Here is a 22,149-nt window from a genome sequence, read left to right on the forward strand (position 1 = left end):
TATTTTTTGGAAATGTTAATAGCTTGACATAAGCTGAATATTATGTTATACTACTACAGTTAAATCGATATTCCGCTTTAATAGCAAAAAAAATAATTAAATGAATATCCGTAGGAGGAGTAAGAATGAAAGAAAAATTAATTCAATTAGTAGAAAAAGACTACTTAAGAACAGATATCCCTCAATTTAAAGCTGGAGATACTCTTGCAGTTCACTACAAAGTTGTAGAAGGAAACAAAGAAAGAGTTCAAGTATTTGAAGGGGTAGTAATCAGAGTAAATGGTGGAGGAATCGCTAAAACTTTCACAATTAGAAAAATAAGCGCAGGTGTAGGAGTAGAAAGAATTATACCTGTTAACTCTCCAAGAATTGACAAAATAGTAGTATTAAAAGTTGGAAAAGTAAGAAGATCAAAACTTTACTACTTAAGAGGACTTTCAGGAAAGAAAGCAAGAATCAAAGAAATCAGAAAATAATAGAGCGAGGAGATGGAAAATACCATCTCCTTTTTCTTTTCCTTGATAAAGTAAAAGTAATAAGTTAAAATAATAGATATAAAAACTCATAAATAAATGGAGGAGAAATGAGCGTAGAGAAATATTATGATCAATTGGAAAAGAATTTTCCTGAATATTTAAAAAATTTAGATAGATTGATATCAGTGCCAAGCTTTTTACAGGAGGATGGAAGCAGATTTCCATTTGGAGAACCTATACAAAAAGCCTTAGAAGAGATGCTTGAAATATGTAAAGAACTTGGATTTAGAACTTATATAGATCCTGAGGGATATTACGGATATGCAGAAATTGGAGAGGGAGCAAAACTTATAGGTGTGTTAGGACATCTTGATGTAGTGCCTCCTGGAGATCTTGCTATGTGGAATAGTGATCCATTTAAACCAGTTATAAAAGATGGTAAATATTATGGAAGAGGATCACAGGATGACAAGGGACCTACTCTTGCAGCAATATATGCTCTTAAGAGTTTATTAGATTGTGGTTTTAAGTTAAAGAGCAGAGTGAGATTTATATTTGGAACAGATGAAGAAAACCTTTGGAGAGATATGCCTAAATATGTAGCAAAAGAAGAGATGCCTACTATAGGATTTACTCCAGATTCAAAATTCCCACTTATATATTCAGAAAAAGGGTTATTACAATGCCAGTTAGTTGGAAAAAATGAGAGTGGAATGGAGTTTAAAGGTGGAGATGCATTTAACTCTGTACCATCAGGAATAACTGTTCTATATAATGAAGAGCTTTTAAAAACATTAAAAGAGTTAAAATATGAGTATAAGATAAAAGATGGAAAAATAGAAGTATTAGGTAAAAGTGTCCATGCTCAGGTAGAAGAAGAGGGAATAAATGCAATCAATAGATATCTTCATGCACTTGAGACTATGGGAAGACACAGTAAAGCTGGAAAATTTGTAGTAGAAAATCTTATAGGACATAAATTTGCAGAGCCGATATTTGGAGATGTTAAAGATGAACATTCAGGAGAATTGAAATTCAACCTTGGTAAAATTGAATTTAATAAGGACCAGGAAATCCTGTCAATAGATATGAGAATTCCAGTTACTGCAAATGTTGATGAAATTGTAGATACTCTTACTAAAAAAGCTAAGGAGTATGGACTTATTTATAGAAAATATGATTTCTTAAAATCTATATATGTACCTCTTGATTCAGAACTTATTACAACTTTAATGTCTGCATATCAGGATGTAACTGGAGATATGACATCAACTCCTATAGCAAGTGGAGGAGCAACATATGCAAGAGCAATAAATAACTGTGTAGCTTTTGGTTGTGTTTTACCAGGAAGAGCTAAGACTGAGCACCAGCCTAATGAATATATTATTTTAGATGATATGAAAGTAGCTATGAAAGTGTATATGTCAGCTTTTGAAAAACTAAATAGATAGACTGTATTAAAAATCTGATATAAAGGACTGCTTTTGTAAATTTAAGCAGTCCTTTTTTTAAAAAAGTGGAGAATGAAAAGTATTCAAGTATTCTTATATAGGAAAAATTAAATTTTAATTTTTATTGACCCCTTGTGTAAAAAGAAGTTTTTAATGTAATTTATGTAAAATTATGGTAAAATATTCATAATTACAAAAGTTATGGAGTGTAAAAGATGGACAGAAATAAAATTATTTTAAACGGAATTTTTTACTTAATAGTAACAGCTTTATTTATTATCTTATTTGTTAAAGAAAAAAGCATTGGGGAATGGATAAAAATTCGAAGGGATGCCTTTGCTGACAGGCTTATTGAAAGACTTGGTTTTGATGGAGTTCCCTTTGGTACATTTATAAAGAAATCTATAGCTTTTTTAGAATCTCTAGGTAGTGCTGTAATTTTAGTACTTATTATTCAGCATGTTTATCTGGGGAATTTTGTTGTGCCTACAGGTTCTATGATTCCAACTATTGAGCCAAAAGATAGACTTTTTGGTAATATGGTTATTTATAAATTTTCAAAACCTCAAAGAGAGGATATTATAGTTTTTAAAGAACCTATACAGAACAAGGTACTATTTACAAAAAGACTGATGGGATTACCTGGAGAAAAAGTTGAGATTAAAAATAATCACTTATACGTAAATGATAAAAGAATAGATGAGAGAGAATACACTCCTTTAGGAGCTCTAGGAGCTGCTGATTATTGGATTATACCTAAAAAGGGAGATACTCTAGAGGTAATACCTGGAAGTGATTATAAAGAGGCAATGAGAGCTAAGAACTATGATATAGATAAAGTTCAAAAATTCCTGGTTAAAAATCCTGGAGCAGTAGATGAGATACTTCCTGATTTACAGTTTAAAGTAAATGGTGTACCTACAGGTATGGTATTGGATATCATACATGATAAAAAGTACGTAAAAGAGCTTTTAAACGGTGAGAAGGTTACTTTAACACTTGATGAGGACTACTATCTTGCACTTGGAGATAATACTAATAACAGTCTTGATTCAAGAATGTGGGGATTTGTTAAGGAAAGCAGAATAAAAGGAAAAGGACTTATAAGATTCTGGCCACTTAACAGAATATCACTTTTGAAATAGGGAGAAATTATGTATAAAATAAATCATGAAATGGATATAGATACTCTTGAATCACTTGAGATAAGATGCTTTCCTAAAAGTTATTACTCAAAAATTCAACTGTTGGGAATAGTTGAAGCTAAAGAGTTATACAGCATTATATCTTTAGAAGAGGATGGAGAGATTCTTTCATATGTGATAGTTTTTGATAATAGTGAATCTCTTGAAATAATGAAGATTGGAACACTTCCTGAACATAGAAAAAAAGGTTTGGGAGGAATACTTATAGATGAGATGGGAAAAATGGGAAAGGATATTTTCCTTGAAGTGAGAGAGAATAACGACACAGCAATATCCTTCTATCTGAAAAAAGGTTTTGAGAAGATAGGAATGAGAAAACATTACTATGAGGATACAGGAGAAGCTGCAATTATAATGATAAAAAGTCTAAAAGATTAAAGTTACAAAAGAAATTAACATAAAATATTAAAATAATTAAAGAGATAAAGGATGGTAGAGATGGAAAAAAATATTTATTCAAATCCCTTGGCAGAAAGATACAGTTCTAAGGAAATGCTGGAGAACTTTTCACCAGATAAGAAATTTTCTACTTGGAGAAAACTATGGCTTGCACTTGCAGAGTCTGAAAAAGAATTAGGACTTAAAATAACTGATGAACAGATAAAAGAGATGAAGGAAAATATTTATAATATTGACTACGAACTTGCTGCAAAAAAAGAAGCAGAATTTAGACATGACGTAATGGCACATGTACATACATTTGGAACACAGGCACCATCTGCAATGCCTATAATTCACTTAGGAGCAACAAGTGCTTATGTAGGAGACAATACTGACCTTATTCAAATAAGAGATGGTTTTGAGATCATCAAAACTAAACTTGTAAATGTTATTGCAGAGATGTCACATTTTGCAATGAAATATAAAGATCTTCCTACTTTAGGATTTACACACTTTCAAGCTGCACAACTTACAACAGTAGGAAAAAGAGCCACACTTTGGATGCAAAGTCTTCTTTTAGACCTTGAAGAACTTGAATTTAGACAAAAGACTTTAAGATTTAGAGGAGTAAAAGGAACTACTGGAACTCAGGCAAGTTTTAAAGAGTTATTTGATGGAGATTTTGAAAAGGTAAAAGCTCTTGATGAAAAAATTACTGAAAAAATGGGATTTGACAAGAGACTTCTGGTAACTGGTCAAACTTATGATAGAAAAATAGATTCTGAGGCTATGAACTTACTTGCAAATATAGCTCAGTCAGCTCATAAATTTACAAATGACTTAAGACTTCTTCAACATATGAAAGAGGTAGAAGAACCATTTGAAAAGAGCCAAATAGGATCATCAGCAATGGCATATAAGAGAAATCCTATGAGAAGTGAGAGAATATCATCTCTTGCAAAATTTGTAATTGCACTTCAACAAAGTACTGCTATGACAGCATCTACTCAATGGTTTGAAAGAACTCTGGATGACTCAGCAAATAAAAGACTTTCGCTACCACAAGCATTCTTAGCAGTTGATGCAATATTAATCATCTGGAAAAACGTTTTAGATGGATTAGTAGTATATCCAAAAATGATAGAAAAACATATAATGGCAGAACTTCCATTTATGTCAACTGAATATATAATTATGGAATGTGTAAAAAATGGTGGAGACAGACAGGCTCTTCATGAAAGAATAAGAGTACATTCTATGGAAGCTGGAAAAGCTGTAAAAGTAGAGGGAAAAGACAACGACCTTATCCAAAGAATTCTTGATGACAAATATTTCAACCTTGATAAAGAGAGACTTCTTGAAATCTTAGCACCTAAAAACTTTATAGGATTTGCACCAGAGCAAACAGAAGAATTTATCAATGTAGAGGTAAAACCAATCCTTGAAAAATATAAAGATAGATTGGGAATGAAGGCTGTATTGAGGGTTTAATGGAAAAGAATATAAAGAGAAGAGAGATGTATCTGACTGGGTTGGTACTGGTGGCACTTTATCTTTCCCTTGCTGAAAACTTTATTCCTAAACCATTTCCATGGATGAAATTGGGACTTTCCAATATAGCTGTTCTCATTGCTCTTGAAAAGTTCGATTCTAAATTTGCTATGGAGCTGGTACTCCTTAGAATATTTATTCAGGGACTTATGTTAGGAACACTGTTTACACCTGGTTTTATTATAAGCCTTACAGCAGGGGCATTGACGACTCTGTTTACTATATTTTTATATAGATTCAGAAATTATCTGTCACTTATATCAATAAGTTCGTTATCAGCATTTTTGCATAATTTGATACAGCTTATAGTTGTATATTTTCTGATGTTCAGGAATGTATCTATATACTCAAAATCAATAATGGGATTTGTGTGGATATTCCTATTCATCGGAGTTATAGCCGGGGTAATAACAGGGTTTATAGCAGAAAAATTAAACTTAAGAAGGAGTAATATAAAATGAGAAAGTATTTTGGAACAGATGGTATTAGAGGAGAAGCAAATAGAGAGTTAACAGTAGATATGGCGTTAAAATTAGGATATGCCCTTGGATACTATTTAAAGAAGAAAAATGAAGATGAAAAGAAGATAAAAGTAATTTTAGGTTGTGATACAAGAATTTCAGGATATATGTTAAGATCAGCACTTCTTGCTGGACTTACATCAATGGGGGTAGATGTTGACTTTGTTGGAGTAATATCAACACCAGCAGTAGCTTATCTTACAAAAGCTAAAGAGGCAGATGCAGGGATTATGATATCAGCATCACACAATCCAGCAAAGGATAATGGACTTAAGGTATTTGCATCAAATGGATATAAACTTCCAGATGAAGTAGAGATGGAAATAGAGGAATTAATGGACAATCCAGAGATATTAAAAGATGCTATTCCTGGAGATAAAGTTGGAAAATTCAGATATGCTGAAGATGAATACTATCTATATAGAGATCATCTATTATCAACAGTAAGTGGAGATTTTAATGGAATAAAAGTAGTAGTGGATACTGCAAATGGTTCAGCTTATAGAATAGCTAAAGATGTATTCTTAGCTTTAGGAGCAGAGGTAGTACTTATAAATGATGCACCTAATGGAACTAATATCAATGTAAAATGTGGTTCTACACACCCTGAGATTTTATCTAAAGTAGTAATAGGTTATGAAGCTGACCTGGGACTTGCTTATGATGGTGACGCTGACAGACTTATTGCTGTAGATAGAAAAGGTCATATTATTGATGGTGACAAGATTATAGCTACACTTGCTATGAATATGAAGAGAAAGGGTGAACTTACTGGAAATAGAGTAGTTACAACTGTAATGAGTAATATGGGATTTGAAAACTACCTTAAAGAAAATGGAATTGAGCTATTAAGAGCAAATGTTGGAGACAGATATGTTCTTGAAAAAATGCTTAAAACAGATTCTGCAATAGGTGGAGAACAATCAGGACATATTATCATGCTTAGATATGCAACTACTGGAGATGGAGTTTTAACTTCATTAAAACTTGTTGAAGCATTAAGAGATGAGAAGAAATATCTTGATGAAATGGTAGGAGATATCAAAGATTGGCCACAACAACTTATCAATGTAAGAGTGGACAATAAAAAGAAAAATCTATGGAATCAAAATAAAAACATTACAGAATTCATAGCAAAAAAAGAGGAAGAAATGAAATCTTCTGGTAGAGTACTCGTAAGAACCTCAGGTACTGAGCCATTAGTGAGAGTTATGGTTGAAGGTAATGATGAGGCAATGGTAGACAGAGTTGCCCATGAAATTGCTGAGGTTGTAGAAAGAGAACTAGCATAGGTATAAGGAGAAAATAGATGTATAAGATTTTTTCAAAACTTTATGATAAGTTTATGAAATACTCAGACTATGGTGCTTGGGAAAAGCAGATAGAAGAACTTATAGCTGAGGGAAAACCCAATGGAAAAACACTTTTGGATATTGGGTGTGGAACAGGTGAACTTCTTCTAAGAATGGCTAAAAATTACAAATGTGATGGAATGGACCTTTCAGAAGAGATGTTAAAGATAGCATTTAAAAAATTAAAACACAGAGAAGTATCACTTTTCCTTGGTAATATGATAGAGTTTGATACTGGAAAGACATATGATATTATGGTATCTCTATTTGATACTGTAAACCACATACTTACAGTAGATGAACTTACAAGTCACTTTGAAAATGTATATAAATCATTAAATCCAGGTGGAGTATATATCTTTGATGTTGTAGATAGAGAGTTTATGGAAACAATGTTCCCAAGTGATGTCTTTGTAGATGATAGAAAAGATTTAACTTGCATATGGGAGCATGAGATTGAAAATGGCATTGATTATATTGATGCTGTATACTTTTTAAAGAACTCAAGAGGTACATGGGACAAGCTTACAGAGACCTACACAAAAAAAATTTTTACTGAGGAAGAGATAAAAAGTTCTGTGCAAAAGGCGAACTTAAACCTTATAAAAATTTTGATAAATGATAAAATAGCGGGGAAAAGACACATGTATCTGTTGAAAAAACAGTGACGAAGCCCCATGAAATATGGGCTAGGTTTAATTTTATGTTTGACTAATATGGTTTTATATTATAAAATTGTAGTTGATGGAAGTGATTCAGATTGAAATATTTCAAATGGTTAAATAAAGATATACTTCATGCCTTTTCACTTCTGGGACATTTAGGGATTGTAATGGTTGGGAATATCCTTGTGTGTATTGGGGCATACAAACTTATAGAACGATACTGGTTCAAAAGTACCCTTCTATTTATAGCCTTGGTGCTATTAGGAGTGGCAAGTGGATTTTACAGCTGTTACAAATTGATTATGAAAAAATAAGGTGATTAGGTGGAAGACATAAAGAGATTGTTCAAAAGAGCTGGGATATCAGCTGTAGCAATATTAATTTATGGGATACTTGTGCAAAGTAAAGAAGTATATATTGGTATGTTCTCAGGGGCACTTGTGTCGATACTTGCACTTTATCTCTTATCTATTGATGTTAAAAGAATCGTAGCAACAAAAGATGCATCTAAAAAGAAAGCTTTTTTAGGATACCTCCAAAGATATTTTCTATATGGAGTATACCTTGGGGTGATAGCCTATGTTTGGGGGATATCAATGATAATATGTTCAGGATTGGGGTTGTTAAATGTGAAGTTCAATATTCTATTGATGACTCTTTCTGATAAATTTTCAAGATTTAGGGATAAGCACCTAAAATAACATTAAGAAAGGAGGGTATAAGAATCTATGAAGAAACTAAAAACAATCCTTCCAATAGCGATAATAGCAATTATAGGTGGAATTATAAGAAGAATTGGTTCCATTGAGTTTGTAACACCGTCGCTAGTAGAAGGACCAAGAATAGTCTTTTTCGTACCTTTGCCAGAGTTTTTACATAAAATGCCTCTAGCAATGGATATGGGAAATGGACAATTCGGACTACCTGTAACTATTACAGTAGTAACAACCTGGTTTTTAATTTTAGTTATGTTTTTACTATTTAAGATTGGAACCAGTAAGCTTGAAGTTATTCCAGGAAAATTGCAACTTTTTCTAGAAGTAGTATATGATTTCTTAGATGGAATAATAGAACAGATGATGGGAAGTTGGAAGAAAAAATATTTTTCATACATCGGACCACTATTTCTATTTATATTTACTTCAAATATCGTGGCATTTTTCCCGATTCCATGGGGTTTTGTAGAAAATGGGCATCTCACATTTGCACCAGCATTTAAGACACCAACAGCTGACTTAAATACAACAGTTGGATTGGCCTTGTTGACCACTTTCACATTTTTAGCAGCAGCAATCAAAACAGATGGATTTTTTGGATATCTTAAAGGATTCTTAGCACCAATTCCAATAATGCTTCCTTTGAACGTTGTTGGAGAATTTGCAAAACCTGTAAACATTTCCGTCAGACTTTTCGGAAACGCATTTGCAGGAGGAGTAATTATGGGGCTTCTATATATGGGAGCACCAGCAGTTGTACCAGCTGCATTACACTTGTACTTTGACCTGTTCCAGGGACTTGTACAAAGTTTTGTTTTCATAATGTTAAGTATGGTATATATTCAGGGAGCTTTGGGAGACAGTGAGTACAGTGAGGAAACTGTCTAGAAACCCGAAATAAAAATTAATAAAGTTTTAAAATTTAGGAGGTAAAAAAATGGATCAAATGTTATTAGCAAAGGCAATAGTTTTAGCAGCATCAGCAGTTGGTGTAGGATGTGCAATGATAGCTGGATTAGGACCAGGGATTGGAGAAGGTTATGCAGCAGGTAAAGCAGTTGAAGCTGTTGCTAGACAACCAGAAGCTAAAGGAAACATCATTTCTACAATGATATTAGGACAAGCAGTAGCAGAATCTACAGGTATTTACGCTCTAGTTATTGCATTAATTCTTATGTATGCAAATCCTTTCATTGGATTATTAGGATAATCCTTAATCAGTATGGAGAAGATGACTGATTAATTACAGAAAGGAGGTAGAAATTTGTGAATGGAAAAGTAGTATCAATTGATATTAACATGTTCTGGCAGATAATAAACTTTTTTATACTTGTATTTGTATTCAACAAGTATTTCAAAAAACCTTTAGGAAGAATGTTAGACAGTAGAAAAGAAAAGATAACAGGCGATTTAAAACAGGCTGAACAAACAAGAAATGCAGCTATGCAACTTCAAAAGCAATCTGAAGAAATCTTAAAGAAAGCTAAAATAGAAGCTAATGAGATTTTGAAAAATGCTGAAAAGAAAGCTGACGAAAGAAGAGAGGATATTCTTAATGAGGCTAAATCTCAAAGAGAAAAAATCATCAAATCAGCTGAAATGGAAGCAATAAAAATGAAAGCAGATGCTAAAGATATGCTTCAACAAGAAGTTAAGGTTCTTGCTGTTGAATTAGCTGAAAAACTTATACATGAAAAAATTAATTCCAAAATAGAATCTACCTTAATAGATGAATTTGTTCAAGAGGTAGGGGAAGACAAATGATAGCGAATCAAGTAGGTAACAGATATGCCGAAGCTATTTATGAAATCGCCGAATCTACTGGAAAAATAAAAGAGGTTTATGAAGTTTTAAACAATCTTATGGAACTTTATAAAAAAGATACAGATTTTAGAACTTTTATAACTCATCCGTTAATCGATATTGATGAGAAAAAGAAATTTTTAAAAGATATGTATCAAAGTGCTGATGAGCAGGTTTTAGATATTGTATTCTATATAATGGATAAAAAGAGAATGAGATATATTAGAAGCATTGTAGCTGAGTATTTAAAAATATATTATTTCAACCATCAGATAGTTGACGTAGAAGCTACATTTGCAGTGGAACCTACAAAAGCTCAACAGGATAAATTAATAGCAAACTTAGAGAAGAAAACTGGTAAAAAAGTTAAACTGGCTATAAAGATAGACAAGAGTATCATAGGTGGAGGTATCCTGAGAATGGGAGATACCGTTATGGATGGATCTATCCGTAAAGAGCTTGAAGCTTTGAAAAGAAATTAATACTTGTAGCAGGAGGTGTAAATCAGTTGAACATTAGACCAGAAGAGATTAGCAGCATAATCAAAAATGAGATTGAGAACTATAGAAAAAGTCTTGATATAAAAACTTCAGGTTCAGTACTAGAGGTAGGAGACGGTATTGCAAGAATTTACGGATTATCTAGCGCAATGTCAGGAGAACTTCTAGAATTCCCTCACGGAGTAATGGGAATGGCACTAAACCTTGAAGAAGATAACGTCGGAGCCGTTATTCTTGGAGATTTCTCTTTAATAAAAGAGGGAGATGAAGTTAAAGCTACTGGAAGAGTTGTATCTGTTCCAGCAGGAGAGTCTATATTAGGAAGAGTAGTAAATGCTCTTGGAGAACCAATTGATGGAAAGGGTGATATAACACCTGAAAAATACATGGATATAGAAAGAAAGGCATCAGGAATTATTTCTAGAAAACCTGTATTTGAACCTTTACAAACAGGTATCAAGTCAATTGACGGAATGGTACCAATTGGAAGAGGACAAAGAGAACTTATAATTGGAGATAGACAAACAGGAAAAACAGCACTTGCAGTTGACGCTATAATCAACCAAAAAGGAACAGGAGTAAAATGTATCTATGTTGCCATTGGACAAAAAAGATCAACTGTAGCACAAATTTATAAAAAATTAGAGGATGCTGGAGCTATGGAGTACACTACTATCGTTGCTGCAACAGCATCAGAGGCTGCACCGTTACAATATATGGCACCTTATTCAGGAGTAGCTATGGGAGAGTACTTCATGGACAAGGGAGAGCATGTATTAATCATATATGACGACCTTTCAAAACATGCAGTAGCTTACAGAGAGATGTCTCTATTACTTAAGAGACCACCTGGAAGAGAAGCTTACCCAGGAGACGTATTCTACTTACACTCAAGATTACTTGAAAGAGCAGCAAAATTATCTGATAAATTAGGTGGAGGGTCAATAACAGCTCTTCCAATAATTGAAACACAAGCAGGAGACGTATCAGCATACATTCCTACAAACGTTATTTCAATTACTGACGGACAAATATTCCTTGACTCACAACTATTTAACTCTGGATTCAGACCAGCTATCAATGCAGGTATTTCAGTATCGAGAGTTGGGGGATCAGCTCAAATTAAAGCTATGAAACAGGTTGCTGCAAAAGTTAAATTGGAACTTGCTCAATACAATGAACTTTTAACATTTGCTCAATTTGGATCAGACCTTGATAAAGCTACAAAAGCTCAATTGGAAAGAGGACACAGAATTATGGAAGTATTGAAACAAGCTCAATACAAACCATTCCCTGTTGAAGAACAAGTTGTTTCTTTCTTTACTCTTGTTCATGGATACCTTGATTCAGTTGAATTAAAAGATGTAAGAAGATTTGAAGCTGAATTATTAACAGAACTTAGAAATACAACTGATATTCTAACTGAAATTAAAGATAAAAAAGCTTTAGATAAAGATTTGGAGAAAAAATTGGCAGATGCTATAGAAGCATTTAAAAAGAATTTTAACTAGAAAGAGGTGAGAGCATGGCTGGAGCTAAAGAGATAAAAACAAGAATAAAGAGTATTCAGTCTACTCACCAAATTACTAAAGCCATGGAGATCGTTTCCACTACAAAATTTAGAAAGTTTTCTGCACTTGTAATAAAATCAAGACCATTTGCAGATACTATTAATAATATACTTTCTAATATTGCAGCTGGTATCAAAGCTGAAAAGCACCCACTTTTTGACGGAAGAGAGGAAGTTAAAAAGATAGGTGTTATAGTTATGACATCTGATACAGGACTTTGCGGAAGCTTTAACCACGCAACTTTAAAAGAACTTGAAAAAATCAGAAAACGTAACAGTGGAAAAGAGGTTTCAGTAATAGCTATAGGAAGAAAAGGAAGAGATTACTGTAAGAAGAGAGATTACGATTTAAAAGCTACATATATTCAACTTATTCCTGAAGTAATGGGACAAAAAGCTGAAGAGATAAGTGAAAATATTGTAGAGTATTACTATGACAACATCTTTGATGAGGTTTATGTAATCTATAATAAATTCGTATCTGCTTTGAGAAGTGATCTTGTAGTTAAAAGACTTATTCCAATAGAAAGAGTAGAAGCTAAAGACAATACTCCATATATTTTTGAACCAGATGCAGAGACCATATTATCTGCACTTCTTCCGAAATATTTAAATGTTGAGATATATCAGGCATTGCTTAACAACGCAGCAAGTGAACATTCTGCAAGAAAGAATTCTATGAAGAATGCAACTGACAATGCTGAAGATATGTTGAAAATGCTGAACTTGAAGTACAATAGAGAAAGACAAGCTGCAATTACCCAAGAGATTACAGAGATCGTTGGAGGAGCAGCAGCACTAAATTAATGATTAGGAGGCAATAGGGTGGAAAACAAAGGAACTATAACTCAAATTATCAGTGCCGTTGTAGACGTTGCTTTTAAAGATGAATTGCCTAATATATACAATGCCTTAAAAGTTAAGGTTAAAGATAAAGAACTTGTGCTAGAAGTACAACAGCACTTAGGTAATAATGTAATAAGAGCAGTAGCAATGGACTCTACTGACGGTCTGCAAAGAGGTATGGAAGTAATAGATACTGGAGCTCCTATAAAAGTTCCAGTAGGAAAAGCAGTATTAGGAAGAATATTAAACGTATTAGGACAACCAGTTGATGATGGTGGACCTATTGAAACTGATGAATATCTACCTATACATAGATCTGCTCCTAGCTTTGAAGAGCAGGAAACTGAAACTGAAATTTTCGAAACAGGAATAAAAGTAATTGACCTATTAGCACCATATATTAAAGGTGGTAAAATTGGACTATTCGGAGGAGCTGGAGTAGGAAAGACAGTTCTTATCATGGAACTTATTAACAACATTGCTAAAGGACATGGAGGACTTTCAGTATTCGCAGGAGTTGGAGAAAGAACAAGAGAAGGTAGAGACCTTTATGATGAAATGACAGAATCAGGAGTTCTATCTAAAACTTCACTAGTGTACGGACAAATGAATGAGCCACCTGGAGCAAGACTAAGAGTAGGACTTACAGGGCTTACTGTAGCAGAAAACTTCAGAGATAAAGAAGGACAAGATGTTCTACTATTTATAGATAATATATTCAGATTTACACAAGCTGGATCTGAAGTATCAGCTCTACTTGGAAGAATGCCATCAGCAGTTGGATACCAACCAAACCTTGCAACAGAAATGGGAGCACTTCAAGAAAGAATTACATCTACAAAATCTGGATCAATTACATCAGTTCAAGCTGTATATGTACCAGCAGACGACTTAACTGACCCAGCACCAGCAACTACATTCTCACACTTGGATGCTACTACAGTTCTATCAAGACAGATTGCATCACTTGGAATCTATCCAGCAGTTGACCCACTTGACTCTACATCAAAAGCTCTTTCAGCTGATATAGTTGGAAATGAGCACTACAATGTAGCAAGAGAAGTACAGGAAGTACTACAAAGATATAAAGAACTTCAAGATATCATTGCTATCCTAGGTATGGATGAGTTATCTGATGAAGATAAACTTACTGTATCAAGAGCAAGAAAAATCCAAAGATTCTTCTCACAACCATTTGCTGTTGCTGAGCAATTTACAGGAATGGAAGGAAAATATGTTCCAGTAAAAGAAACTATCAGAGGATTTAAAGAGATACTTGAAGGTAAACATGACGATATCCCTGAACAAGCTTTCCTATATGTAGGAACAATAGAGGAGGCAGTAGCAAAGGCGAGAGACCTTATGAAAGGGGATGAGTAGTTATGTCTACATTTAAAGTCAAAGTTGTAACATATGAGCAGAAAGTTTTAGCGCAGGAAGCTGACTTTGTACTTGTGAGAACTACTGAAGGAGATATGGGAATACTTCCAAATCACGCTCCTTTTATAGCAGAACTTAGTACAGGAGAGATGAAGATAAGACTTGGTAATGATGAAGAGAAATACTTCGTTTCAGAAGGATTATTGGAAATCTCAAATAATGTTGTAAGTATAATTGCAACAGAAGCTATCCCTGCAGATATGCTTGATATTGAAAGAGAAAGAAGAGAAGTTGAAAGACTTAAAGCTAAACTTGCAAAGCTTCAGGAAGACAAGGATATTTTGTTAACTCAAAAGAACCTGAGAGAAGCTTTGATGAAAGTTCATGTTGCAGAAAAAATGATGTAATATATAAAGAAGCGAGGTGGATAACCACCTCGTTTTTATTTTAAATTACTCTAAATTCAGATTTACAAGCTCATCTAATACCTCTTCTAATTTTACTATCCCTTTATCTATATCCTCATAGGAGCATTGTGCAAAACTAAGCCTTATATATGATACGAATTTAGGAGAAAAGACAACTCCTGGAATGATACTTACTCCTTTTTTTAAGAGCTTAAAATATACGGCTTCACCAGTTATCTCATCAGGAAGTTTAATCCAGAAAGAGAGGCCACCTTGAGGCTTTTCAAAAGATAAAAGCTTATTATTTTTTAACTTTTCATAGAGATAATCCTGTTTCTTTCTAAATTCCTCTCTTAAATTTTCAGTAAAACTCCCCCAGATTTTATTCTTCATAAAATGATGGAATATACGTTGATTAAGTCCTGAGGTAGATATATCTGAGATATATTTAGCCCGTATAACCGGTTCTGTAATCTCAGTTGGAAGAATCATAAATCCAAGTCTAAATCCAGGCATAAAGATTTTAGAATAGCTCTTTATATAGATAACTCTGTTATAGCAGTCATAATTTTTAATGGATTTTACAGGTTTATCAAAATATAGATCTGAACTGCTGTCATCTTCAACTATATAAAAATCATATTTTTCAGCAAGGGTTACTAATTTTTTTGCCTTTTCACTGCTAAGGGATATTCCAGTTGGATTTTGAAATATAGGGATAATATATAGAAGCCTGATTTTATTGAACTTTAAAAACTGCTCAAGAGCATCTATATTTATACCATCATTTTCCAGTGGAATTGTTTTTATCTTTCCACCATTTTCTTTGAAAGTCTGGATAGCACCTTTATATGTTGGCTCTTCACTAACTATAATATCTCCAGGTTGTACAAGGATTTTACTTATGATATTAATTCCCTGTTGGGCACCTGAGATTATCTGTATATTTTTTACAGAGGTTTTAATTCCAAACTTATTTGCCTCTTTTTTTATTGTATTACGAAATTCAATATTCCCCTGAGGATTTTCATATAGTAGAGCTTTTTCCCCATACCTATCTAAAATATCACAGATAGCTGATTTTAACATTTCAATTGGGAAAAGATCTGTTTTGGGAGAAGCTGAAGAGAAGTTTATTTCACACTGGTTGTTAAAATAACTATATTTAAAATCTTCATTTTTCATATGGTCTTCAGGATAGAAATCCTGATTTTTATTATATGTAATAAAAAAACCACTCCCTTTTTTAGCTGTTATATAGCTGTTTTTTTCCAGAAGTTCATATGTTTTTATTACAGTGTTTATGCTGATATTAAGGTTTTCAGCAGTTTTCCTTACTGGAGGAAGCTTTCCTTTTATCTTTTCACTTTCAATTTTTTTCTTAATACAGTTGTAAAGTTTTAAATATAGAGTATCTCCTTTAAATTTTCTAAAATCTTTCATGTCATCTCCTTAAAAAGTGTATGGGTACACTTTTGTTGTAATCAATTGAAATAGGCAATTATTTATGTAATAATAAATGTAGGATATATATATTTAGAGTACCGGTACTTTTATTATAATTGAAAAATCAAAAATAATAAAGGGGGATACAACAATGGAATATAAATTTGATAAAAATCTAGCTGAAAGTTTAAAAGGTGGAGTAATAATGGATGTAACTACACCAGAGGAAGCAATAATTGCTGAAAAAGCAGGAGCTTGTGCAGTAATGGCTTTGGAAAAAGTACCAGCTGATATTAGAAAAAGTGGTGGAGTAGCAAGAATGTCAGATCCTAAAATGATAAAGGAGATAAAAAAAGCTGTATCAATTCCTGTAATGGCAAAGGTTAGAATTGGACATTTTGTAGAAGCTCAAATAATTGAAGCACTAAAAGTAGATTATATAGATGAAAGTGAAGTATTGACTCCAGCTGATGATAGATTTCATATAGATAAAACAAAGTTTGCTATACCTTTTGTATGTGGAGCAAAAAATTTAGGTGAAGCTCTAAGAAGAATACAAGAGGGGGCTTCAATGATAAGAACAAAAGGAGAACCTGGAACAGGGGATATAATAGAAGCAGTAAAACATATGAGAAGGATGAATGAAGAGATAAGAAGAGTTGCTTCTGTTGATAAGTCAGAACTATATGATATAGCAAAACAGCTGCAGGTTCCATATGATCTATTAAAATATGTTCATGAAAATGGAAAACTTCCAGTTGTGAACTTTGCAGCAGGAGGAGTGGCAACACCTGCAGATGCAGCTTTAATGATGCAATTAGGATGCGATGGTGTCTTTGTAGGTTCTGGAATATTCAAATCTGGAGATCCAGCAAAGAGAGCTGCTGCAATAGTAAAAGCTGTTAAAAACTATAACAATCCTGAAGTTTTAGCTGAAGTATCTGAAAATCTTGGAGAGGCTATGGTAGGAATCAATGTTTACAGCTTAAAAGATGAGGAAAAAATGGCAGATAGAGGATATTAATATAAAAAAAGCTGCACCTGATATTTTATCAGGTGCAGTTTTGGGTAAAGGTTAGGTTATATTCGATTAAATATTACAACTGGGTAATTGTAATTGTAGGTAAAATTGTGTTTAGTAAAGGGATTTCAATAGTACCTGTAGAATCAAGCATTGCATTAGTAGTTCCACAAGCAACTCCCAGTCTAAAGCACTCAGTTATATCTTTGTTTTCAGCTAGTCCAAAGGCAAATCCACCAATAGTAGAGTCTCCTGAACCAACAGTATTTTTTATTTCAACTTTTGGGAAAGTAGCTTTCATAACTCTGTCTTCAGTTACAAATAGAGCTCCATCTCCTCCCAATGTTACCATGACGTTTTTAACACCCTGTTTTATAAGCTCTCTTGCAGCATCTACAACATCTTCATCACTATGAAGTTTTCTATTTAAGATACCTTCAAGCTCTTCCTTATTAGGCTTTATAAGGAAAGGTTGTGCCTTAATACCATTTGTTAAAGATGAACCACTTGTATCAAGGATAAATCTGATTCCTTTTTTATTTGCCTCTTCAATAAGGGTATTATATATCAATGGATCGATATTTTTAAGTATGCTTCCTGATGCACAGATTACATCTATCTTTTGTGAATTTAAAATAGATAGATATTTATCTACAAACTCTTTGCATACAAGGTCATCACCTTTTCCTGATTCCAGTACTTCAGTAACACCTTTTACATCTTTCGAAATCATAGCTATACAAGTTCTTGTTTCATACTGAGTTTCTAAAAAATCATTATGTATTCCATTATCATTTAATTTTTTTAGAAATAGTTTACCAGTAAATCCACCAACAATACCAGTAGCTAAAACGTTACCACCAAGAAAATTGATAATTCTGCTGACATTTATTCCTTTTCCACCTGCACTTTTTTCAATGGAATGAGGTCTATTTACATTTCCAAGATTTAAAGTATCAAGATTATATCTCACATCAATTGCAGGATTTAAAGTAATAGTTAATATTTTGCTCATAACTATGCCTTACCGTTACTTCCACACATAAGGATTTTATCCATAGCTACTTTTTTCATTACTTCTTTAGCAGGTGTGAAGTATTTTCTTGGGTCACTTTCGTTAGGGTTAGCATTTAAAACTTCTCTTACTTTAGCAGCAAAAGGCATTTTTAATTCAGTAGCGATATTTACTTTAGTAATTCCTAGTTCAATAGCTCTTTTTACTTGGGCAGCAGGAATTCCAGATGCACCGTGTAGTACTAATGGAATATCTACAACTGCTCTTATTTCTGCAAGTCTATCAAAGTCTAATTTTGGTTCTTCTTTATATACTCCGTGAGCAGTACCAATTGCAACTGCCAGAGAGTCAATTCCTGTTCTTTCTACATATTCTTTAGCTTGAGCAGGGTTAGTATATTTACTATCTTTGTCATCTCTTATAAGGTCATCTTCTTGACCTCCTAATACTCCTAATTCTCCTTCAACTGTAACGTCAAATTTGTGAGCATAGTCAACAACTGCCTTAACTCTTCTTACATTTTCTTCAAAATCAAAGTGAGAAGCATCAATCATAGCTGATTTAGTACCTAATTTGATACCATTTACTATCTCATCATACTCTTCGTGGTGATCAAGGTGCATAGCAATAGGGATGTCATATTTTTCTGAACAAAGTTCTACAAGTTTAATAAAGAACTCAGGTCCTGCATATTTCATTGTTCCTGGAGTAGCAGCAACAATAACTGGAGATCTCAATTCAACAGCAGCCTCTACAACAGTTTGAATTGTTTCCATGTTGTGTACGTTGAAAGCAGGTACAGCATATTTTCCTTTTTGAGCGTCTAATAATAATTGTCTAGTTGAAACTAACATTTTTTGCCTCCTTAAAAATTAAATAAAATAATAAATTATTTGTTATATTCGTGAATTATTACACCTTTAACCACTCTGTTAACTTCACCAGTAGGACAAGGATTGTCAGGATTAATTCCTAATTTAGCTGATTTAATTAGAGATAGAAGTTGACCAAATACTAAGTATGAAAGTCCAGAGAATACCTCTTCCATAGCACCAACTTTTGCATCATTTAAAGTGAAGTAGTAATCACAGTTTGCTCTTACTTCTTTATCATCAACAGTGTCTAAAACTATAATTTTCTTTTTTCCACCTTCATGTTTGAACTCTTTTAATAGATCTAATTCATAGATTCTAGTATAAGGGTTATTTGACATCATACAAACAATAGCTGTTTTATCATTAACTATTGATTTAGGACCATGTCTGAATCCTAGGAATGTATTGAAGAAAGAAGCAAGTTTTCCAGCTGTAAGTTCAAGAACTTTTAATGAAACTTCTTCAGCAAGTCCTTTTAAAGCTCCATCTCCTAAGTAAACTATTCTTTCTATATCAAGGTCAGCTATAGTTTCTGCATCAGCAAATATCTTATCAAAATTCTTTTCAATAACATTTGAAACATAAGTAACTCTGTCTGCAAGTTTATCAAAATCCTGTCTTAAGAATACAAGTACTCCAGCAACAACCATTGAAGAGAAGCTTCCTGTCATTGCAAAACCTTTATCATTTGTCTCTTCAGGCATTAAAAGAAGATATTTATTATCTGAATCTTTTGCCATTTGAGCAAGTTTTCCTTCTGGGTTACATGTAATAAATACATGGTGTATATTTTTTACTAATTTGTCTGCTAATTTAATTGTAGCAACACTTTCAGGAGAGTTTCCTGATCTTGCACATGACACCATTATCATAGCTGCATCTTTATCTAAATATTGTTCAGGCATAGATACAATATCAGTAGTTGGGATAGATAATACTTCAATATCAACTTTGCTGTTTACATATGAGCATAAAGTATTTCCAACAAATTCTGAAGATCCTGCTCCAGTGAAGACAACTTTAATTTTGTCCCCTTTAACTTTGTCTATAAATTCACCAAGTGATTTTAGGTTATTTTTGATTATGTCCAATTCTTCTTTCCAGATAGAAGGTTGTTGTGCAATCTCTTTAAAAGTTATACAATTTTTTAATTCCATTTCTTATCAGACTCCTTTTTATTTATCCATAACAAGTGCAGCAGCACCTTTAATTCCAGCTTCTTCTTCTAATTCTCCAAATTTATATGCAATATTATCCATACTCATTCTAAGTGCATATTTTGGAAGATGTTTTTTCATAGTATCAACAATAATCTGTCCAGCTTTAGCAACTCCACCAGTTAAAATAATAACCTCTGGATTGATTATATTGATTAACATTCCAATACCTTGAGCCAGCTTATCACAGAAGAAATCAACTATTTCCATAGCAAATGGATCTCCTTTTTTAGCCAAATTAAATATATCTTTAGCTTCAAGTTTTTCTATATCACCATTTAATAGTTTATATAGTGCGTTGTCGTGATTTTCTTGAAGTCTTCTTTTACCCTCTCTTACAATTCCAGTAGCAGAGCAGTATGTTTCAAGACATCCTGTAAGTCCACAACCACATTTGTAACCATTCTTTTCAACTACAACGTGACCAAATTCTCCAGCTGCTCCATCAAGACCTTCAAGAATTTTTCCATTTATTATTATTCCAGCAGCAATACCAGTACCAATTGGTATAGTGATACTGTTTTTATAACCTCTTCCAGCACCAAACAGTGTTTCTCCAAGAGCAATAACTCTAACATCATTACCAACTTTTACAGGTTTACCTGAAATTTTTTCCATTAAATCCCTAGCTGGGAAATCATCATTCCAGGAAAAATTTGCTGCTATTTTAACTATTGAGTTGTTAATTACAGGACCAGGAATACCTAATCCCACAGATATAATATCATCTATATTGATGTTTAGCTCTTCAGCCATTTCTTTTACAGTATTCCAAATTCTTGTAAAAGTATTTTCAGGTCCTTTTTTTGACTCAGTCTTTATACTTTTCTTTTTAAGAATTTGACCACACTCATCTAATATTCCAAGCTTTACATTAGTTCCACCAATGTCTATTCCTACGTAATAAGACATATTCACCCTCCTTAAAGTCATACTGTTGTCCGTACCATTTTGTTTTGTTATAAAATCAGACTCTTTAGAGTCTGCTATTTTGTTCTTTATTCAGCTCAACTTCAAATTCGAATTTATCTCCTCTTACTGAACTTACTGTATACTCTATAATTTCAATACCTGTGTGAGTCCATCTTTGAAGATTTATAATTGGCATACCAGGGTTGATAGAGAGAATATCTGCTACCTTTTCATCTGCAATTCCAACTGAAAATCTTTCTATTGCTTTTGTAAAAGAAAGTCCATATCTACTTTGTAGAATATCATACAAAGGGCTGATACGCAAATCTTTTTTTGTTAAATCAGAAAATCTTTTATATGGAAGATATGTCTTTTCATACATGACTTTCTCATTATCTGCAAGTCTAAGTCTTACCAATTCAAAGACCTTCTCTTTTTTGGTTATATTTAATTCCTTTGAAATTTTATCATCAGATTCAATTATTTTAAATGATAGAATTTTAGATTCTGGAGTTTTTCCCTGTTTTTTCATCTCTTCAGTAAAACTATAAAACTTAAGAAGTTTCTGTTTTAATCTTCTTGAAGAAACAAAAGTCCCACTACCTTGTACCTTATAAAGATATCCTTTTTTTTCAAGATAGTTGATAGCCTGTCTTACAGTAGCTCTGCTAAGTTTATATTTTTCACAGTACTCTCTTTCAGCAGGTAATCTATCATTTTCTTTTAATCCTTTGATTTCTATTTCATTTATTATAATATCTGCCAACTGACAATAAAGAGGAATTCTTTCTTTACCTAATACCATTTGGATCCCTCCATTAGAATTTATTCTTATATTA

The 22,149-nt window shown here is 32.9% G+C and carries 25 protein-coding genes; 19 read left to right on the top strand and 6 right to left on the bottom strand.

Annotated elements, in window-relative coordinates; translation table 11 throughout:
• Positions 1–125 precede the first annotated feature (125 nt).
• The 18 genes from rplS (at position 126) to atpC (ending at position 14,824) form a co-directional block, all read left to right on the top strand.
• The gene (gene rplS, locus IX290_RS02415; protein ID WP_211491612.1) at positions 126–476 is read left to right on the top strand and encodes a 50S ribosomal protein L19; all 351 of its coding nucleotides are present in this window, start codon (positions 126–128) and stop codon (positions 474–476) included.
• 107 nt (positions 477–583) lie between these two features.
• On the top strand, positions 584–1,927 hold the full coding sequence (locus IX290_RS02420) for a Sapep family Mn(2+)-dependent dipeptidase (RefSeq protein ID WP_211491613.1): 1,344 nt from the start codon (positions 584–586) through the stop codon (positions 1,925–1,927).
• A 215-nt stretch (positions 1,928–2,142) separates the two neighbouring features.
• Positions 2,143–3,072: a signal peptidase I gene (gene lepB, locus IX290_RS02425; protein WP_211491614.1), complete on the top strand. Its 930-nt coding sequence runs from the start codon at positions 2,143–2,145 to the stop codon at positions 3,070–3,072.
• Positions 3,073–3,081: 9 nt separating this feature from the next.
• Positions 3,082–3,510 carry a GNAT family N-acetyltransferase gene (locus IX290_RS02430; RefSeq protein ID WP_211491615.1) on the top strand — a complete coding sequence of 143 codons (429 nt, stop codon included), beginning with the start codon at positions 3,082–3,084 and terminating at the stop codon, positions 3,508–3,510.
• A 60-nt stretch (positions 3,511–3,570) separates the two neighbouring features.
• The gene (gene purB, locus IX290_RS02435; RefSeq protein WP_211491616.1) at positions 3,571–5,004 is read left to right on the top strand and encodes an adenylosuccinate lyase; all 1,434 of its coding nucleotides are present in this window, start codon (positions 3,571–3,573) and stop codon (positions 5,002–5,004) included.
• Positions 5,004–5,525, top strand: a complete 522-nt coding sequence (locus IX290_RS02440) for a Gx transporter family protein (protein ID WP_211491617.1) — start codon at positions 5,004–5,006, stop codon at positions 5,523–5,525. The genes purB and IX290_RS02440 overlap by 1 nt, the downstream gene beginning before the upstream one ends.
• The gene (glmM, locus tag IX290_RS02445; RefSeq protein WP_211491618.1) at positions 5,522–6,877 is read left to right on the top strand and encodes a phosphoglucosamine mutase; all 1,356 of its coding nucleotides are present in this window, start codon (positions 5,522–5,524) and stop codon (positions 6,875–6,877) included. Before IX290_RS02440 ends, glmM begins: the two co-directional genes overlap by 4 nt.
• Positions 6,878–6,894: 17 nt before the next feature.
• Positions 6,895–7,605, top strand: a complete 711-nt coding sequence (locus IX290_RS02450) for a class I SAM-dependent methyltransferase (RefSeq protein WP_211491619.1) — start codon at positions 6,895–6,897, stop codon at positions 7,603–7,605.
• Positions 7,606–7,697: 92 nt separating this feature from the next.
• On the top strand, positions 7,698–7,916 hold the full coding sequence (locus IX290_RS02455) for an AtpZ/AtpI family protein (RefSeq protein WP_211491620.1): 219 nt from the start codon (positions 7,698–7,700) through the stop codon (positions 7,914–7,916).
• Positions 7,917–7,925: 9 nt separating this feature from the next.
• Positions 7,926–8,303 carry an ATP synthase subunit I gene (locus tag IX290_RS02460; RefSeq protein WP_211491621.1) on the top strand — a complete coding sequence of 126 codons (378 nt, stop codon included), beginning with the start codon at positions 7,926–7,928 and terminating at the stop codon, positions 8,301–8,303.
• Between the two features lie 27 nt (positions 8,304–8,330).
• Positions 8,331–9,206: a F0F1 ATP synthase subunit A gene (atpB, locus tag IX290_RS02465; protein WP_211491622.1), complete on the top strand. Its 876-nt coding sequence runs from the start codon at positions 8,331–8,333 to the stop codon at positions 9,204–9,206.
• A 49-nt stretch (positions 9,207–9,255) separates the two neighbouring features.
• Positions 9,256–9,528 carry an ATP synthase F0 subunit C gene (gene atpE / locus IX290_RS02470; RefSeq protein ID WP_211491623.1) on the top strand — a complete coding sequence of 91 codons (273 nt, stop codon included), beginning with the start codon at positions 9,256–9,258 and terminating at the stop codon, positions 9,526–9,528.
• Between the two features lie 56 nt (positions 9,529–9,584).
• On the top strand, positions 9,585–10,082 hold the full coding sequence (gene atpF, locus IX290_RS02475; RefSeq protein WP_349290734.1) for a F0F1 ATP synthase subunit B: 498 nt from the start codon (positions 9,585–9,587) through the stop codon (positions 10,080–10,082).
• Positions 10,079–10,603, top strand: a complete 525-nt coding sequence (gene atpH / locus IX290_RS02480) for an ATP synthase F1 subunit delta (protein WP_211491624.1) — start codon at positions 10,079–10,081, stop codon at positions 10,601–10,603. The genes atpF and atpH overlap by 4 nt, the downstream gene beginning before the upstream one ends.
• A 26-nt stretch (positions 10,604–10,629) precedes the next feature.
• The gene (gene atpA, locus IX290_RS02485; protein ID WP_211491625.1) at positions 10,630–12,132 is read left to right on the top strand and encodes a F0F1 ATP synthase subunit alpha; all 1,503 of its coding nucleotides are present in this window, start codon (positions 10,630–10,632) and stop codon (positions 12,130–12,132) included.
• A 14-nt stretch (positions 12,133–12,146) separates the two neighbouring features.
• Positions 12,147–12,998, top strand: coding sequence for an ATP synthase F1 subunit gamma (gene atpG / locus IX290_RS02490; protein WP_211491626.1), 852 nt, complete (start codon positions 12,147–12,149; stop codon positions 12,996–12,998).
• Positions 12,999–13,016: 18 nt separating this feature from the next.
• Complete coding sequence (gene atpD, locus IX290_RS02495; RefSeq protein WP_211491627.1) at positions 13,017–14,417, top strand: F0F1 ATP synthase subunit beta; 1,401 nt, start codon at positions 13,017–13,019, stop codon at positions 14,415–14,417.
• A 2-nt stretch (positions 14,418–14,419) separates the two neighbouring features.
• Positions 14,420–14,824, top strand: coding sequence for an ATP synthase F1 subunit epsilon (gene atpC / locus IX290_RS02500; protein WP_211491628.1), 405 nt, complete (start codon positions 14,420–14,422; stop codon positions 14,822–14,824).
• A 45-nt stretch (positions 14,825–14,869) separates the two neighbouring features.
• On the opposite strand, the gene IX290_RS02505 is transcribed toward atpC, so the two are convergent.
• Positions 14,870–16,267, bottom strand: coding sequence for a PLP-dependent aminotransferase family protein (locus IX290_RS02505; protein WP_211491629.1), 1,398 nt, complete (start codon positions 16,265–16,267; stop codon positions 14,870–14,872).
• 154 nt (positions 16,268–16,421) lie between these two features.
• Between IX290_RS02505 and pdxS the strand changes: the two genes are divergently transcribed.
• Positions 16,422–17,294: a pyridoxal 5'-phosphate synthase lyase subunit PdxS gene (pdxS, locus tag IX290_RS02510; RefSeq protein WP_211491630.1), complete on the top strand. Its 873-nt coding sequence runs from the start codon at positions 16,422–16,424 to the stop codon at positions 17,292–17,294.
• A 73-nt stretch (positions 17,295–17,367) separates the two neighbouring features.
• Here pdxS and pfkB read toward each other — a convergent pair whose 3' ends face one another.
• From pfkB to IX290_RS02535, 5 genes are all read right to left on the bottom strand, one after another.
• Positions 17,368–18,306: a 1-phosphofructokinase gene (pfkB, locus tag IX290_RS02515; RefSeq protein WP_211491631.1), complete on the bottom strand. Its 939-nt coding sequence runs from the start codon at positions 18,304–18,306 to the stop codon at positions 17,368–17,370.
• Positions 18,307–18,308: 2 nt separating this feature from the next.
• Positions 18,309–19,160 carry a tagatose bisphosphate family class II aldolase gene (locus IX290_RS02520; RefSeq protein WP_211491632.1) on the bottom strand — a complete coding sequence of 284 codons (852 nt, stop codon included), beginning with the start codon at positions 19,158–19,160 and terminating at the stop codon, positions 18,309–18,311.
• Between the two features lie 35 nt (positions 19,161–19,195).
• On the bottom strand, positions 19,196–20,338 hold the full coding sequence (locus IX290_RS02525) for an SIS domain-containing protein (RefSeq protein ID WP_211491633.1): 1,143 nt from the start codon (positions 20,336–20,338) through the stop codon (positions 19,196–19,198).
• Positions 20,339–20,356: 18 nt separating this feature from the next.
• A complete protein-coding gene (locus tag IX290_RS02530; protein ID WP_211491634.1) occupies positions 20,357–21,310 on the bottom strand; it encodes an ROK family protein in 954 nt (317 codons plus the stop codon).
• A gap of 64 nt (positions 21,311–21,374) precedes the next feature.
• Positions 21,375–22,115 carry a GntR family transcriptional regulator gene (locus IX290_RS02535; RefSeq protein WP_211491635.1) on the bottom strand — a complete coding sequence of 247 codons (741 nt, stop codon included), beginning with the start codon at positions 22,113–22,115 and terminating at the stop codon, positions 21,375–21,377.
• Positions 22,116–22,149: the final 34 nt, after the last annotated feature.

This window comes from Fusobacterium sp. DD2 (assembly GCF_018205345.1).
Lineage (GTDB): Bacteria > Fusobacteriota > Fusobacteriia > Fusobacteriales > Fusobacteriaceae > Fusobacterium_A.